The sequence below is a fragment of the Sporosarcina ureae genome (assembly GCF_002101375.1).
Classification (GTDB): domain Bacteria; phylum Bacillota; class Bacilli; order Bacillales_A; family Planococcaceae; genus Sporosarcina; species Sporosarcina ureae_B.
Genome location: NZ_CP015207.1, coordinates 2,672,304 through 2,689,501, shown reverse-complemented (window position 1 = coordinate 2,689,501; position 17,198 = coordinate 2,672,304). Strand labels below are relative to the sequence as shown.

General features: G+C 41.4%; 11 protein-coding genes and 1 other annotated feature. Of the genes, 1 reads left to right on the top strand and 10 read right to left on the bottom strand.

Translation table 11 applies throughout. The annotated features are described in order from the left end of the window. Positions 1 to 319: 319 nt before the first annotated feature. Positions 320 to 1,789, bottom strand: a complete 1,470-nt coding sequence (locus SporoP8_RS13185) for an O-antigen ligase family protein (protein ID WP_085132933.1) — start codon at positions 1,787 to 1,789, stop codon at positions 320 to 322. A gap of 309 nt (positions 1,790 to 2,098) precedes the next feature. Between SporoP8_RS13185 and SporoP8_RS13180 the strand changes: the two genes are divergently transcribed. Beyond that, complete coding sequence (locus tag SporoP8_RS13180) at positions 2,099 to 4,123, top strand: S-layer homology domain-containing protein (protein WP_085132932.1); 2,025 nt, start codon at positions 2,099 to 2,101, stop codon at positions 4,121 to 4,123. A 322-nt stretch (positions 4,124 to 4,445) separates the two neighbouring features. On the opposite strand, the gene SporoP8_RS13175 is transcribed toward SporoP8_RS13180, so the two are convergent. From SporoP8_RS13175 to ilvD, 9 genes are all read right to left on the bottom strand, one after another. Beyond that, on the bottom strand, positions 4,446 to 6,710 hold the full coding sequence (locus tag SporoP8_RS13175; RefSeq protein WP_232319159.1) for an S-layer homology domain-containing protein: 2,265 nt from the start codon (positions 6,708 to 6,710) through the stop codon (positions 4,446 to 4,448). 281 nt (positions 6,711 to 6,991) lie between these two features. Continuing rightward, positions 6,992 to 7,576, bottom strand: a complete 585-nt coding sequence (leuD, locus tag SporoP8_RS13170) for a 3-isopropylmalate dehydratase small subunit (protein ID WP_085132931.1) — start codon at positions 7,574 to 7,576, stop codon at positions 6,992 to 6,994. Positions 7,577 to 7,589: 13 nt separating this feature from the next. Beyond that, entirely contained in the window at positions 7,590 to 9,002 is a 1,413-nt protein-coding gene (leuC, locus tag SporoP8_RS13165) for a 3-isopropylmalate dehydratase large subunit (protein WP_085132930.1), read from the bottom strand. A gap of 144 nt (positions 9,003 to 9,146) precedes the next feature. Next, positions 9,147 to 10,247, bottom strand: a complete 1,101-nt coding sequence (gene leuB / locus SporoP8_RS13160) for a 3-isopropylmalate dehydrogenase (protein WP_085132929.1) — start codon at positions 10,245 to 10,247, stop codon at positions 9,147 to 9,149. A 68-nt stretch (positions 10,248 to 10,315) separates the two neighbouring features. Further along, on the bottom strand, positions 10,316 to 11,857 hold the full coding sequence (locus SporoP8_RS13155) for a 2-isopropylmalate synthase (protein ID WP_085132928.1): 1,542 nt from the start codon (positions 11,855 to 11,857) through the stop codon (positions 10,316 to 10,318). Continuing rightward, positions 11,844 to 12,878 (bottom strand): ketol-acid reductoisomerase, encoded by a 1,035-nt coding sequence (ilvC, locus tag SporoP8_RS13150; protein ID WP_085132927.1) that lies wholly within the window; start codon positions 12,876 to 12,878, stop codon positions 11,844 to 11,846. The genes SporoP8_RS13155 and ilvC overlap by 14 nt, the downstream gene beginning before the upstream one ends. A 29-nt stretch (positions 12,879 to 12,907) precedes the next feature. After that, positions 12,908 to 13,426 (bottom strand): acetolactate synthase small subunit, encoded by a 519-nt coding sequence (gene ilvN / locus SporoP8_RS13145; RefSeq protein WP_085132926.1) that lies wholly within the window; start codon positions 13,424 to 13,426, stop codon positions 12,908 to 12,910. Then, positions 13,423 to 15,168: a biosynthetic-type acetolactate synthase large subunit gene (gene ilvB, locus SporoP8_RS13140; protein ID WP_085132925.1), complete on the bottom strand. Its 1,746-nt coding sequence runs from the start codon at positions 15,166 to 15,168 to the stop codon at positions 13,423 to 13,425. The genes ilvN and ilvB overlap by 4 nt, the downstream gene beginning before the upstream one ends. Positions 15,169 to 15,272: 104 nt before the next feature. After that, positions 15,273 to 15,523 (bottom strand) — a binding site (T-box leader). A gap of 2 nt (positions 15,524 to 15,525) precedes the next feature. After that, the gene (ilvD, locus tag SporoP8_RS13135; protein ID WP_085132924.1) at positions 15,526 to 17,193 is read right to left on the bottom strand and encodes a dihydroxy-acid dehydratase; all 1,668 of its coding nucleotides are present in this window, start codon (positions 17,191 to 17,193) and stop codon (positions 15,526 to 15,528) included. Positions 17,194 to 17,198: the final 5 nt, after the last annotated feature.

Sequence of the window (17,198 nt, the reverse complement as noted above, 5' to 3'; positions counted from 1 at the left end):
TTGAGCGGATTCCAAACAACATTGAGCGATTACCACGGGGCTATGAGCGGATTCCAAACAACATTGAGCGATTACCACGGGGCTATGAGCGGATCCCAAACAACATTGAGCGATTACCACGGGGCTATGAGCGTTTTCCAAACAACATTGAGCGATTACCGCGTGACTTTGAGCGGATTCCAAACAACATTGAGCGATTACCACGGGGCTTTGAGCGGATTCCAAACAACATTGAGCGATTACCACGGGGCTATGAGCGGATCCCAAACAACATTGAGCGATTACCGCGTATCTCCCCCCAAAAAAACCTACGAATGGATTAACCATTCGTAGGTTTCGATGTGTCTTGCTGCTTGCTAAACGCAACAAATGCACCAAGCAAGATAAAGTAAAACAATGTATACATCTTCAGTTCCCAAATATTATAGTACATTCCGGAAACGCCTGTTGAAAACCATAGTGCAATCATAAATACACCGAAATTCGTGTGACGTGATTTCCAGAAGTACCACAACATACTTAGTAAGAAGAGCGCGAAAATCAATACTCCGATTATGCCGGTTTCTGCAATCACTTGAATATATTGATTGTCTGAGTAGAAATACTTTCCACCGTAAATATCCGAATTGATACCATAATGGTCATAAATCGGTGACCCATACGATAATGTGGCTGAACCGCCGAATGAACCGAATCCTGTTCCCGTTATAGGATGATCACCGAAGATCTCAAACCCTTTACTAATATAGAAAAACCTTCCGCTCTCAGTCATGAGCGCTAAGTTCTTCTCATCAAACGTTTCACCGAAGCGTCCCCCGATACTTCCCGCCCCGCTAGGCTTTTCATCAACTGTCACACCTAACTCTGTTATATATTGTACAGCTAAGTTTACTGGATAATATATCAAGATAATTGATGCGACACCTGCAATCACTAGTCGTTTCAGAAGATACCATTTTTTCGTCATAAGGATAAAGACAATACCGAACACCACTGCTGAAATCCAAGTTCCTCTTGAATAAGTAAGAACTAGAATACCGAAGAACAATACGAGTAATACACGAAATGTCCATTTGTATTTATTCTGCTGGTAAACATGTTGCAAATAAACGATCCCGATAATCCCGAAAAATAGGGATAATGCCAAAGAGTTCGGATTACCGGTAAGTCCGTAAATACGCACAGCATTTGTTGCAGATAAAACTTTATACTTCCATTCTTCAGGAAGCAACCACTGACGCAATGACAGTTTTTCCACTAAACCATGAAGCGACATCACAATGTTCAAAAACACTGTCACCCACGCAAGTTGTTGTAGCCATTTGTTCGTCAATGTCATTCTTGAAATGATGTAGTAAAGCAAATACATAATCAAAAATGTTCGGACTTGGAAAATAATAGAAGTCGGTGTGACATCGTTCAAGAATCCTACGATCGAGCCAAATAAAATAAAGGCAAAGTAAGACCACTCAAACCATTTGAATGTAAATAGAGAACGAATATTATGTCGGTACTGGAACAATGTCCACGCAAATACGACAAAAATAATTAAATCTCCTATTAACTTCATCCCACTATTCACTTCTAGCAAAAATGGTCGGATGTTGACGTAGATAACCAGAAATAGAATACTTTGCTGGGGTTTAATGATAGAAAATAGGACAAAAAATAAGGCCGTTCCGAGTAATGCTATCTTTGACGGCAGCAATAGTGCAATGATCATCACTGCTACTGCAATCAGTATGGTACTTGTGTTTTGTTTTTCTAATCGTTGTTTCCATATATTCATTAGTCTATAAAACCCTTTCTACGCTTGCTAGTTCCTTGTTGCATTATATCACTATCTAGGACGGAATAGTGAAAGCATTCGTTGCATCTTTTCAAATAATTGTAGATTGTCGTTTATTGTTATATTTGGTATTTCAACCTTCAAGCGTATTTTTAATAATTGGTATGCCCTTTTATCCTACCGTTCTAGTAATACCACTCATTATACAGGAATTAATTACAATAATAGTCTATTAATATACCAAAAGGTGCTTACCAATAATAGTCCTTTCTGCTACAATAGTAGGAGATTTATATAGGAGGTTTTGATTTGAAACGTTTGATTACATTACTGACACTTTCGCTTTTGCTAGCTTCTCCTATCTTCACACCAGTGGCAAGTGCAAATGATTTCACTGGTCATCAAATGCAGCAAGAACTGACATTTTGGGTAGATAAAGGCGTGATACAAAAGGATGCAAAAGGGAATGTCTATCCGAATCGTGCGGTCACGCGAGGAGAATTTGCTTCGTATTTGGCACGTTCACTCGAATTACCTGCTTCGACAAGATATACCTTTAAGGATTTAAAAGCAAATCATTCCCGCACTATTGAGATTCAAAATGCTGCAGGTGCTGGAATTTTAGCAGGATATCCTGATGGTACATTCAAGGCGAATCAGCAGATTACTCGACAGCAAATGGCAGGAATGATATTTAAAGCATTCCGCTTCCTTGATATCTCTGTCAATACACCTACAGTTCAATTTAAAGATAGCAAGAAAATCTCTTCGAACTTCATACCGGCTGTATCTGCGGCTTCTTCATTGAATATCATACGAGGAGATCAAGGGTATTTCAAACCGACAAGTAACGCAACGATTGCTCATGCTTCTGCATTTTTATTCCGTATGTTCGCAGTCGCTGACGGAAAAGGCAATACTCGTCCCCCAACGGATGTTGGCGGTACGGAAAACCCTAAAGTGCATAAAGTCAGCGCCATTTCAAACAATCAGCTGAATGTAACAAATGAATCATACCTCACGTTTGAAGATGCATTAGCAGCATATAATGCCTCTTCAAACATTCAGGCGATTTCCGTTAATAATACAATCATCAAAATGAAGTCAGGTCAGGCATTTGCTTCAGAAAACCCAAAGCAGTATACGTCACTATATAGTGACCCCACATTAAAAAACGAAGTGACATATATCCAGAAAGGGTATGAACTGGACTATGTAGGCAGTAGCGCAGAACGTGTTGTAGTAGACGTAGGCGGCTATACCTATTATGCAAAACACGATGAAATCGATCTAGTCCCTTCATTATTATCTAAAGGGGCAAGCCAGTATAAAGTAACAAGCGACGGCTTACTCATTCACCAACCATATTATCGTACGTACGATGCCAAGACGAAACAATATAAAGGCAGTTACGCAGAGTATACAGTAGGCCCGGCTTCTCCCGCAATGAAAAAAGGACAGACCTATACAAGTAACGATGGTGTTCATTTTAAAGAATTGAACGGTACGGCGACTATTACCTATTATCCGTATTTCCAATTCCAATCCGTGCGCCAGCCCTCTACTTACACTGGACAGGAACTAGATCGTTTTATTTCTAATGCATTACAAGCCAGACAAAAAACAGGTATTGCACGCTATAAAAATGCTACAACTAAGTCGAAATTAATCGGATTGGGTACGTATGTAAAACAAATGGAAAAACAGCATAACGTCAATGCGATGTTCATTTTAGCAACCGCTATACATGAGAGTGATTATGGAATGAGTGGCAATGCACAGCAGAAAAACAACATTTTCGGTATCCGCGTATTTGATTCTTCACCAGATAAAGGTGAAGTCTATAGTAATCCGACGAAAAGTGTCGATGCATTCATCACACGCTACATCAACTTAAACTATGCGAATCCACTCGGTGCTTATGCCAATGGTGCAGCTCCAGGAAATAAAGCTGTCGGCTTCAATATGAAGTATGCATCGGATCCTTTCTGGGGAAGTAAGATTGCGGGCCATATGTGGCGGATCGATCAGTTCCTAGGTAATAAAGATGCGAACCAAGCGCAATTAGCTGTGATTTCCTATACAGGCAATACAGCAGTTAATATTCGGACAAGCCCTGAAACGGGGAATAAAAATAATATTCTATTCTCTTACAAGCCCAAGCATCCAGGTAATCTGGCAGCATTCGGCTATCCACTAATTGTTACGGATCGTACGACAGGCGCAGATGGTTTTGTTTGGTACAAGGTGCGTCTGGATATCAATCCAGGGACACAACAAATCAACGAACCATATGGCTGGATCCGTTCCGATCTAGTGACGCTTATTAATTAAATAGACCGTGAAACCACCATCTCCAGTTGCTTAGGAGATGGTGGTTTTTAGTGTGGAGAATCATTTAAGAAGAAGAAATGCTCATAGTTCTGTGATATCCGCTCATAAACCTTCAAAAGTGCTCTACAATCCCTCGAAAACGCTCTATCTAACTAAGTAATCGCTCTATGAAACTCAGCAAGCGCTCTATGCGCGTTAGTAACCGCTCTATTCATCTTCACCAGGATACCCCTCAATCCATCTAGAATTGCCATCCACTTTAATTGCTCAGTAAAACAACAAAACACCATCTCCTAGACGAACGGAGATGGTGATGGCTTCATTACAATGCGTCTGTATACTCTTTACCTGCTGGCAATAAGTGAGACATGTTGATACGTTTCAAACCTTCTTTGATTTTCGTCGTATAACCTTTTTTCGTACTGTTCAAATAACCAGCCTTCGATTTAATCATCCGCTCAAATACTTTAGCTTTCGACTGATCGACTTGTGACCATTTTTCATAAGAATAAATTAAGTCTTCTAATGTCAGATGAACATAATCTGTTCCTGAAAATTGACCATTTGGGGCACGTTTGTACCAAATGTCCCCATTTGGACGCGTCCATTTCTTTTCTTCAAAGCGAATCGCTTTTTCAATGGCACTGGCATTTTCCAAATAGACCGGATCATTGAACTCCTGGAATGCAAGCAAGAGAATGTTCATGCCGCCTAGTAAATGATTCATTGACGTATGGGTCTTCACTTGTGATTTTGCCGGGAAGTAATCCGGAATATAATAGGCAGTTGGAGACAAGAAGTTTACATTCCCTTTTCTATGTTGCTGAACAAGCAAGTTCGCATAGTTACGTAAGCCTTCGTTGTAATCTTTATGATTGAATGCTTTGCCACCATTATAAAGGAATAGTGCAATCTGTTCATTGAAGCGTGTATCGACGAATGGCGCTGTAAAGCCATATAAATTCGTCAAATACGTACTAGTCACTTCAGTTTCCCAATACGGCTTACTTCCTCTAAAGATAGCTAAGTTCGTAAAGGAGTTATGCAAAATATCTTCATAATAGCGTTCTTTCGTTTGGTTGTATAACAACATGACACGATCTTCTTTTACTAAAAGTAAATTACGACCATATCCTCGCCCTGAAGCAGGCATCGGCTCGATAGTAGTTGCCATCTTATTGTATGGCCCTTGTGCTGTATACCATTTATTGCGCTTTTTATAGTTGGTAATGGACTCACGAAGCCATGAATCCAATCTTTCTTTTGACGAAAAGAGTTTTTTATTGGATGAAAGATACCATTGATCCACTACATCGTACCCTCTAGAGTTTAACTCATACACTGATACACGATTATCACCCATAAGAATATTGCTGTACGATTCTTTCTCGTCCTGGAGTTCTCGTGTTCTGCTGACTGCACCATTACGGTATTTTAACTCAAGCTCACGTGAACGATAGGTTTTTGATATCATTTGCTGTCCAGTACCTTGTTGCGAAATCGTTTCAAGAACACCAACTGGCGAAGTAGCAATATCGAATCCGAATGTTTCATCTACATCTTTTTTCATAGGGAACTTATCGAAACGTTCCATCGAATTCGTTTTAATATCTCCATCAATTCGTACCAAGTCGACACGAATCGGCAGACGGTCAGGGTTTCTCAACTCTACGAATGTAAAGTAATCGCCATTTGGCAATTCGCGTTTCGTTACAGTGACTCTCGTATTTTTTCTTTCACTGACACCATAGACATAAATATGATCCGTTGCATGTCCATGGGCTTTTACTCGCTTAGCTGTTAAAGACATGAAATGGTTTGACCGCAAGTATGTCTGTCCTTCTTGCGTTAGGGGGACTTCCGTAAGAAATTGATTAAAACGTATCGGATCAAATTTCCCCATAGTTTGTATTTTATTGAAAACAATCGGTTGCTTTTTTTCAAGAAGTCCTGCTTGAATCATTGCTCTATGTAGGAATACAGCGAATGAACCACGGTTTACGGAAAGTTTTGGAGCAAAGGATCCGTCCTCCTTACCTGTGGTAATGCCGTGTTGCATAAGTACTTTGACGCCATATCTGTGAGATTCACTAATTTTATTCTCATCAGTAAATTGTACTTTTTCACCTGTGTCTTTTAATTTAAATGCATGAACTAGCACACTGGCCATTTGTTCACGTGTTAATTCATCACTTACACCGAAGTTACCATCGGGCTTTCCTTTAAATATACCTTCTTGATAAGTAGACATGGCACCGCGTAAGTAAGATGACTTTGCGCTGACATCCTTGAATATCGGCTGGTAGGGAGCTTCCGGTAATTTCAAGGCCGCAGTCAGCAAGTTTGCTGCTTGTCCACGTTTAATACTGATGCCTGGTCGGAATTGCAAATCTTGGTATCCGTTAATGATTCCTTCTTCCACGAGCTGCATTACTTCATCTTTTGCCCAATATTCATTCCCTACATCGGAGAAACGTTGGTTTACCGTTTCCGCTTGCGCATGTATTGGTAGTACAATGAAGCATAACATCACGATGAGAAAAGAATTAAAAATAGCGAATGTACTTTTCTTTGATGCGCTGAACATCTTAAAAATCAACTCCAGTCTTTGAATTTCTTGATTTTAGTATGTAGTTTCCTTCGACAATTATAGCATACCAAACATTTCATTTGGGCTTTCATTGTAAAGGAAGAATACTCCATACTGTAAAGCTGTGATACGTACTTAGGCTACTTTTCAATTCATTGTAACCGCAGCGTACAGACGTAGAAAAATAGAAATAGTTTCAAAATTTTACACTTTACCTTCACTATTTATGCCCACACGAAAAAACAGTTCATGCTAAGTAAGCGATGAACTGTTTTGAGTTATGCATGTTTTTGTTCGTACTCTGTAATCTTATCTTCATATTGGAAGGTCAGGGAAATCTCATCCCACCCGTTCAACAACATCTTTTTATTATACGGATCAATATCAAAGCTATACACCGAACCATCCTCACCTGCTACAGTCTGGTCCTCGAGACTCACTGTTAATGTATACGGGGCTTTTTTCCCTTTTTGTAGAAACTCATCAATTTCTGCAACAGATAGCCTAATCGGTAAAATGCCGTTCTTGAAGCAATTACTATAGAATATATCTGCAAAGCTTGGTGCAATAACAACTCGGAATCCGTAATCCAAAATTGCCCAAGGTGCGTGTTCGCGAGATGATCCACAACCGAAGTTATCATGTGCAACTAGGATAGTTGAACCATCGTATCGAGGATCATTTAACACGAACTCTTCATTTTTTGTACGATCTGCATTAAAACGCCAGTGATAGAATAAATATTTCCCGAAACCAGTGCGCTCAATACGTTTCAAAAATTCCTTGGATATGATCTGATCTGTATCTACGTTATTTTTATCTAAAGGAGTGAGTACACTCTCTATTTTATTAATTGGTTCCATCTGAATACCCTCCTCAAATTTGCACAGCTGCTTCGATTTTACGAACATCTACGAAATGTCCATGTAGGGCAGCCGCTGCAGCCATGGATGGGCTGACTAGATGTGTGCGTGAGCCTGCACCTTGGCGTCCTTCAAAGTTCCGGTTGGATGTAGAAGCACAACGTTCGCCAGCTGGTACTACATCATCGTTCATAGCCAAGCACATACTGCATCCCGACTCTCTCCACTCAAAACCAGCGTCCAGGAAGATCTTATCAAGTCCGATCTCTTCTGCCTGCTTTTTCACTGTACGTGAACCAGGTACAACAATTGCAGTCACAGTCGGATGAACATGTTGACCTTTTACCACTTTCGCCGCTGCTTCCAAATCGCTAAGACGCGCATTTGTACATGAACCAATGAATGCGTGCTGAATTTCAATATCAGTTAACGCCATTCCTTCTTCAAGTCCCATATACTCCATTGCAGAACGAAGTGCAGATTTATCAGTTTCGGATACATAGTCTGCAGTCGTAGGGATGTTAGCCGATATTCCAGATCCCATCGATGGGTTCGTTCCCCACGTTACGAATGGTTCGATTTCATCTGCATGAATTTCAAGCACTTGATCATATTTTGCATCTTCATCCGTATTCAATGCGAGCCAACGCCCTGCTGCCGCTTCGAATTCTTCGCCCTGCGGTGCATAACGACGACCACGCAAATAATTGATTGTTGTTTCATCGGGGCCAATTAAACCAGCTTTCGCCCCTGCTTCTATTGACATATTACAAATGGTCATACGTTCTTCCATTGTAAGTCCACGAATTGCTTCTCCTGTATACTCGACAATATGTCCAGTACCCACGCCAATTCCAAACTTTGAAATGATCGCGAGAATAATATCTTTAGCTGTTACGCCAAACCCAATTTTGCCTGTTACGCGAATCTCCATCGTTTTCGGTTTACTTTGCCATAATGTTTGCGTAGATAATACGTGCTCTACTTCACTTGTGCCGATACCGAACGCAATGGCTCCAAACGCACCGTGTGTTGATGTATGGCTATCACCACAAACAATCGTCTTTCCTGGTTGTGTCAATCCTAACTCAGGACCGATAATATGCACAATACCTTGGTCTGGATGTTGCATATCTGCCAATTGCACACCAAACTCTTCACAGTTTTTTTGAAGTGTCGTGATTTGTTTTTTTGCAATCGGGTCATTGATTACCGGTAAGTTCTTTGTCGGGACGTTGTGATCCATCGTCGCAAAGCAAAGATCCGGACGACGCACTTTGCGATTTGCGAGACGTAATCCTTCAAATGCCTGCGGTGATGTGACTTCATGAATCAGATGTAGATCAATATACAATAGATCCGGCTTTCCCTCTTCTTCGTACACAATATGCTCATCCCATATTTTTTCAATAATTGTTTTAGCCATAATTGTTTCCCCTTCCAAGCCATTACCATAATAATGTGTGGCATCTGTTTCAACACTTCAGTCTGATCCCTACCTACACACAAAGGGCGCACCAGTTTCGGTATGCCCTCATGTGCATGTCGAGACTTAGACAGCGTTATTTTTTTAAATATACGAGTACATAATACTATTCGAAACGAACTGAAGATCCAATTCATCTACAATCTTATCTGTCCATTCTTTAGTCGTTAATGAACGTTGGTCTTTGCCAGCCAAATCTGCTGTAAAGTGACCTTCTTCGAATACTGTATTAACAGCCTTTTCAATGGCTGTCGCTTCAGTTTCTAATCCAAATGAATACTTCAACATCATTGCGACAGAAAGAATTGTCGCTGCTGGATTTGCTATCCCTTGCCCTGCTACATCCGGTGCTGAACCGTGCACTGGCTCGTATAAACCTAAACCATCTGAACGGACACTCGCTGAAGGTAATAATCCAAGTGATCCTGTAATTACAGACGCTTCATCACTCAAAATATCTCCAAACATATTCTCTGTAACGATTACATCGAAATAGGCGGGATTTGTAATTAATTTCATTGCTGCGGAATCCACTAACTGATGCTCTACTTCAACATCTGGATACTGCGCTTTTTTCTCTTCTACAATCTTTCTCCAAAGCTTACTGGATTCGAGCACATTCGCTTTGTCCACAGAAGTTACTTTGCCTTTACGTAGGCGAGCCAACTCGAAACCTTTGTCGACAATACGTTCGATTTCTTCACGTGTATATACAAGCGTGTCAACAGCTGATTGATCTGTATGACGGCTCGGTTTACCGAAGTATAGACCTCCAGTTAATTCCCGAACAATCATCATATCGACTTCTTTGACGATTTCTTCTTTTAAAGGAGAAGCTTGGATCAAAGAAGGCACAGCTGCAACAGGTCGAAGGTTTGCAAATAGATCGAAATGTTTACGTATCGCAAGCAACCCTTTTTCCGGTCGTAATTCAGATGGATTCTGATCCCATTTAGGACCACCCACTGCTCCTAGAAGAATGGCGTCGCTTGACTCACATAACTCGATTGTCTCTTTAGGAAGTGGATTATTCTTTTCATCAATCGCTGCTCCACCAATTAGTCCATATTCTGTATGGAATGTATGGTTAAAACGTCTGCCGATCACTTCCAATACTCTGACTGCCTCTGCTACTACCTCGGGGCCTATGCCGTCTCCGGGTAATACTGCTACTTTCTTTTCCATAGAACTTCTCCTCCTTGATCAATCTCGTATCACTCGATCGAATACTCTATCCCTTTGACATATGTTGCTTATTTTATTAACTCTTCTTTCCGCAATTGTTCGCGAACTAGTTGACGATTGATAGCATTCAAATAAGCTTTTGCAGACGCTTCTAATACGTCTTGCGCTACGTCCCGGCCTGTAAGCTCAAGTCCGTTATGTCTTAAGTTGACTACTGCCTCTCCCAGTGCATCGCGGCCTTTACCGATCGATGTTACACGATAATCCAGAATGAGTACTTCACCTTTAACGGCCAATTCCAGTGCGTTGAAAATAGATTCAACAGAACCTGCACCAGTCGTTGCCACTGTAACTGTTTCCCCGCTAGGCACTGTCGCTGTCACGGTAGCAGTCGGAATATTATTTGTTCCATATTGAACTTGAACATTATGCAATTCGTAAATTGGTGTATCCGTATCAGCCAATTGCTGTCCTGTGAATAGAACAAACAAATCGTCTTCTGTAATTTCCTTTTTACGGTCCGCTAATTTTTTGAAGTTATCAAACGCTTCATTTAATTGGTGATCAGTCAGTTCAAACCCCATCGTAATTGCCCGATCTTTGAACGCAGCACGCCCGGAGTGTTTACCTAGCGCTAGTGGCCTATCCGTTTCACCGATTAATTCCGGTGTAATAATTTCGTATGTCTCACGGTTTTTCAGCATGCCGTCCTGGTGAATACCAGATTCATGTGCGAATGCATTCTTACCGACAACTGCTTTGTTTGGCTGGATGACTACACCTGTCAAACGACTAACAAGCTGACTAGCTTTTTTGATTTCTTTTAGGTTGATTCCAGTTTCCATGTTGTAGAAATCTTTACGGATGTGCATGGCGACAGCAATTTCTTCTAATGCTGCATTACCTGCACGCTCTCCGATACCATTAATCGTACATTCCACTTGATCTGCACCATTCTCAACTGCTGCAATAGAGTTTGCAACGGCCATTCCAAGATCATCATGACAGTGAGCGGAAAGCTTAACGTTGTCTATTCCTGTTACGTTCTCTTTCAAGTACTTAAATAGAGCGCCATATTCTGCAGGTGTTGCATAGCCTACAGTATCGGGAACATTAATGGTTGTAGCTCCTGCCTCAATTACTTTATTAATAATACGTACCAGGTATTCCTTATGAGAACGGAAAGCATCTTCTGCCGACCACTGAACGAGTGGGAAATACTGTTTGGCGTATTTGACCGCATCCACGGCAATGTCCACTACTTCGTCTGGAGATTTCTTCAATTTATATTCCATATGAATCGGTGATGTGGCTAAAAACACATGGATATGTGGCTGTTCTCCGCCTCGTAATGCTTCCCATGATATATCAATGTCTTTCTTCATGGCTCTAGCAAGGCCTGTAACAGTGGAATTCTTTACTGTTTTGGCAATGCGTTGAACGGCTTCGAAATCACCTGGGGATGAAGCAGGAAATCCTGCTTCAATAACTGCTACCCCAAGTTTTTCTAGCTGACGAGCGATTTCTAACTTTTCTACTGTATTTAAATTAATACCTGCAGATTGCTCACCGTCGCGAAGAGTTGTATCGAAAAGATCAATTTTTCTCACTCGCTACCACTTCTTCCTCTTTTGATTTAGCTCCTTCGTTGATGAATGGCATCATAGAGCGAAGCTTCTGTCCTACTTCTTCGATTTGGTGCTTAGCTTCTGCTTCTTCGATTGCATTGAAATTAGGACGTCCGTTTTTATTCTCTTCAATCCATTCTTTTGCGAACTTGCCTGATTGGATGTCCGTAAGAATATCTTTCATACGTGCTTTTGTATCTGCATCGATTACGCGTGGTCCAGAAACGAAGTCGCCCCACTCTGCAGTGTCTGAGATGGAATAACGCATTCCAGCCATTCCGCCTTCATACATCAAGTCAACAATTAGTTTCGTTTCGTGCAATGTTTCGAAATAAGCTAGTTCAGGCTGGTATCCAGCTTCTACTAATGTTTCAAATCCTGCTTTAACTAATGAAGTCAATCCTCCACAAAGTACTGCTTGCTCTCCGAATAGATCTGTAACTGTCTCTTCTTCGAAAGTTGTTTCCAAAACGCCGCCACGTGCAGATCCGATGCCTTTTGCATACGCAAGGGCTACGTCTTTTGCTTGGCCAGATACGTCTTGATAAACTGCGAATAGTGCAGGAACTCCGCCACCAGCTTCGAATGTTCTACGTACAAGGTGTCCTGGTCCTTTTGGAGCTACTAAGAATACATCTACATCAGCAGGTGGTTTGATTTCACCGAAGTGTACGTTGAAACCGTGAGCGAATACCAATGATTTACCTTTAGCAAGAGCTGGTTCGATTTCTGCATCGTAGATTGCTTTTTGGTTTTCATCTGGAAGTAAGATCATGATCAAATCTGCTTTTTCAGAAGCTTCTTTTACTGAAAGTGTTTCAAGACCGTCCGCTTGTGCTTGATCGAATGATTTTCCAGCACGAACACCTACTACTACGTTAAAGCCTGAATCTTTCAAGTTACGCGCGTGTGCGTGCCCTTGTGAACCGTATCCGATGATTGCGATAGTTTTACCTTCTAATAGTCCTTCATTGATATCCTGGTTATAATACATTTTTGTCATTTTAATTTCCCCCTAAGTGTGTGTGTGTTTTACTGTTTCAAAATTGACAGCTGTGGTGCTTGAACTTTTTGCATATCGCGGGCAAAGCCGGTTGCGCCAGTTCGTGTTAATTCTTTGATGCCATATGGTTTCAGCAAATCGATAAACGCTTCGATTTTATCTGGGTCACCCGTTACTTGGTACGTTACTACATTCTTTCCGGAATCAACTATTATCGGTCGGAAAGGTTCCACAATACTATTCATTTCAGAGCGAATCTGTGGTGGTGAGATGACCTTTACTAGCGCTAACTCACGTAACACGATTGCTTTGTCTGTTATATCTTTCACTGTAATAACATCAATCTGCTTTTGCAGCTGTTTTACAAGTTGTTCAATTTTCTTCTCATCTTCTACGTGAACTTGGAATGTCATCTTGGATCTGTTTGGCTGTTCCGTAGCGCCGACGGTCATACTTTCAATATTGAATTGACGCTTCATTAGCAGTCCCGTTACACGGTTTAATACCCCGCTCTGATTAATTACTGTTACTGTAATAATTCGTTTCACTGAGGACTCACTCCAATCATGTCTTGTAATCCTTTACCTGGAGCCACCATTGGATAGACGTTTTCACGTTGTTTCACTCGGCAATCGATCAAGACCGGCTCGTCAGATAATAGTGCTTCTGTAAATACTTTTTCGGCTTCTTCTAAATTGTGAATTCGATACCCTTTCAGGTCATATGCTTCAGCCAATTTAATGAAATCCGGTTGTACTGGAACTAGTGACTGTGAGTAACGTTCTTCATAGAATGTCTCTTGCCACTGACGTACCATACCAAGTGCACCGTTATTCAAAATGATGACTTTTACTGGAATACGCATTTCTTGAAGAAGCGAAAGCTCTTGTGCTGTCATTTGGAAACCTGCGTCTCCAACCACTGCAATTACACGATCTTTCGGTCTAGCAAGTTGTGCACCGATTGCCGCTGGGAAGCCGAAGCCCATCGTTCCTAATCCGCCTGACGTTACCCAGTTGTCGGGGTTATTAAAACGGTAATATTGAGCAGTCCACATTTGGTGCTGTCCAACATCCGTCGTGACGATTGCATCACCATTTGTAATCCGATGTATGATCTCGAGTGCTTGTTGAGGTAATAAAGCCTCCTCATCTGTTTGATACCAAAGCGGATATTTGTCTGCTAAACCATTTAAATAGCCTATCCATTCTGCTGTGTCCGGTGATTTGAAATCTGCCTTCAGCAACGCGGTTAACGCTTCTTTCGCATCAGCTACGATTGGAATTTCAGTCTCAACGTTTTTGCCAATCTCTGCCGGATCAATGTCAATATGAATCACACGAGCATTTGGCAGGAATGCGTCCAAGTTACCTGTTAAACGGTCATCAAAACGAGCACCGACATTGAGTAATAAATCACATTCACTAAGTGCGTAGTTGGCAGTTGCTGTACCGTGCATGCCAGCCATTCCGTAGAATAGTTCATGTTCTCCATGAATTGTACCTAAGCCAAGTAATGTATTTACAATCGGAATACGATGCGTTTCGACAAGCTCCTTCAGCTCGGCTGTTCCTCCTGCATGGAGTACACCTGCACCTGCAAGGATCATAGGTTTTTTCGCACCAGAGATAGCTTTCGAAGCTTTTTGAATTTGCAGATAATTCGGCGTAGTAGTTGGCTGATAGCCAGGCAAATTCACTTCTTTACTCTCTTTTTCGACAGGAACGAAAATATCTGTTGCGATATTTTTAGGAACGTCGACAACGACTGGTCCTGGTCTTCCAGTAGAAGCAATGTGGAAAGCTTCACGCATAATACGTGGAATGTCCGCTACACTTTGTACTTGATAGTTATGTTTAGTAATAGGTTGAGTAATCCCTATGATATCCGCTTCCTGGAAAGCATCCGATCCAATAACAGTGGTTGCTACTTGGCCTGTAATAACTACTAATGGAAGTGAGTCCATCATGGCATCTGTAATTCCCGTTACTAAGTTCGTTGCGCCAGGACCAGATGTGGCAATGACTACCCCAATTTTTCCGGATACTCTCGCATATCCTTCTGCCGCATGAATTGCGCCTTGCTCATGACGTGCTAACACATGGGGAATCGGATCGTTATATAATGCATCATAGATTGGGAGAACAGCTCCTCCAGGATATCCAAAGATTACTTCTACATTCTGTTCTTTAAGCGATTGAATCAAGATTGCAGAACCATCCATAGGTTTATTCTTAGCTTGTTCCGTTGGCATAGATGCAGTCTGTTTTTCTTGTACTTCAGCACTCATACTGAACTCCTCCTTACAATTTTCCACTATATTTATATTGGCCACTGACATTTTCACCTAAAAAAAAACCTTTTCATCCCACGCAAAGAATCCTTCTCTCTTTACATAGGGATGAAAAAGCTTTCATGGTACCACCCTAGTTCGTGACAATTGTCACCTTATGAAAAAGCAAGCCGAAGCTATACTTTCTCATTGCTAACGAGCCCGAATATCGAGCCCGGGACTGCCTAATCGGTATACCTTTTAGCAATCCACTCCGAGGGGATGTCGCAAATAGCTGTATTACCGGCTCGCAGCACCGCCGGCTCTCTGTGAATACATTTTCTATCTACTTTAACCTCATCAACGTTTTGTATATTAAATTTTCATAACTCCACCAGTACTTGCTGAAGTGACTAGTTGAGAATATCTAGCAAGATAGCCTTTTTTAATCTTTGGTTCGAATGGTTCCAGTGCATGGCGCCGTTCTGCAAGAACTTCATCAGATACTACCAGTTCGATCGTACGGTTTGTCAGATCAATGTCGATAATATCTCCGTTCTCTACAAGTGCAATCGGCCCTCCGGATGCAGCTTCTGGTGAGATATGTCCAATAGAAATACCTCGCGATGCCCCAGAGAAACGACCATCGGTAATTAAAGCAACTTCTTTACCAAGCCCTTTCCCCATAATTGCTGAGGTCGGTGCTAGCATTTCCGGCATTCCCGGTCCACCTTTAGGACCTTCATATCTAATGACGACTACATGGCCTGCTTTTACCGTGTCATTATCAATATTTTCTTGGGCTTCTTCTTGTGAATTAAAGACAATCGCTTCTCCTCTGAATTCCTTGATAGAGGGATCAACTGCCCCAACTTTAATGACAGAACCTTCAGGAGCAATGTTACCAAATAGAATAGACAGACCGCCTACTGGACTATGTGGATTATCTTTCGTTCGAATGACATCTGTATTGGTAATTTCATGTCCTGCGACATCTTCTGCAATCGTTTTACCAGTGATCGTAATACGGTCTTTATGGATCGCACCATCGATTTTACACAATTCATTGATAATTGCGCTCACACCACCGGCTAGATGAATATCATGCATAGAATAATCAGATGCTGGCATGATCTTCGATAAATAAGGTACTCGTTTAGCTACATCATTTACATCTTCAATGTTGTAATCAATTTCTGCTTCGTGCGCGATCGCTAATGTGTGAAGAACTGTATTAGTAGAACCACCCATTGCCATATCGAGTGCGAATGCATCGTCGATTGTTTCTTTTGTAATGATGTCTCTTGGTTTAATATCTTTTTCGATACAATTCATCAAGTGTTTCACTGCATCTTTGATTAGTACATGGCGTTCATTTGAAGTTGCAAGGATTGTCGCATTTCCTGGAAGAGCCATACCGAGCATTTCCATTAGAGAGTTCATAGAGTTCGCAGTGAACATGCCTGAACATGATCCACATGATGGACATGCATTTTGTTCAATGTCGAGCAACGCTTCAGCTGTCATGTTACCACTTTTGTAAGCTCCAACGCCTTCGAACACGGAAGTTAATGAAAGTGTCTCACCTGTTGCAGAAACACCTGCTTCCATCGGTCCTCCAGAAACGAATACAGAAGGGACATTTGTGCGAACAGCAGCCATTAACATGCCCGGTGTAATCTTGTCACAGTTAGGTATATAGAAGACTCCGTCAAACCAGTGTGCATTAATGACTGTTTCTGCTGAGTCTGCAATTAGCTCACGACTTGGCAATGAGTAACGCATACCAATATGTCCCATTGCGATTCCATCATCTACACCAATTGTATTAAATTCAAACGGTACGCCGCCCGCTTCCCAAATTGCTTCTTTAACTACTTCCGCGAATTTGTTCAAATGCATATGTCCTGGAATGATATCTATATAAGAGTTACACACTCCAATAAATGGTTTGTTCATATCTTTCGTTTTAACACCAGCTGCATATAGTAAGCTACGATGTGGTGCACGATCGATTCCTTTTTTAATCATGTCACTTCTCATTTGCA

What these genes read in the sequence shown, in the direction of transcription:
- SporoP8_RS13185 (WP_085132933.1), bottom strand. Translation starts at nt 1,789, where the DNA reads ATGAATATATGGAAACAACGATTAGAAAAACAAAACACAAGTACCATA.
- SporoP8_RS13175 (WP_232319159.1), bottom strand. Translation starts at nt 6,710, where the DNA reads ATGTTCAGCGCATCAAAGAAAAGTACATTCGCTATTTTTAATTCTTTT.
- leuD (WP_085132931.1), bottom strand. Translation starts at nt 7,576, where the DNA reads ATGGAACCAATTAATAAAATAGAGAGTGTACTCACTCCTTTAGATAAA.
- leuC (WP_085132930.1), bottom strand. Translation starts at nt 9,002, where the DNA reads ATGGCTAAAACAATTATTGAAAAAATATGGGATGAGCATATTGTGTAC.
- leuB (WP_085132929.1), bottom strand. Translation starts at nt 10,247, where the DNA reads ATGGAAAAGAAAGTAGCAGTATTACCCGGAGACGGCATAGGCCCCGAG.
- ilvC (WP_085132927.1), bottom strand. Translation starts at nt 12,878, where the DNA reads ATGACAAAAATGTATTATAACCAGGATATCAATGAAGGACTATTAGAA.
- ilvB (WP_085132925.1), bottom strand. Translation starts at nt 15,168, where the DNA reads ATGAGTGCTGAAGTACAAGAAAAACAGACTGCATCTATGCCAACGGAA.
- ilvD (WP_085132924.1), bottom strand. Translation starts at nt 17,193, where the DNA reads ATGAGAAGTGACATGATTAAAAAAGGAATCGATCGTGCACCACATCGT.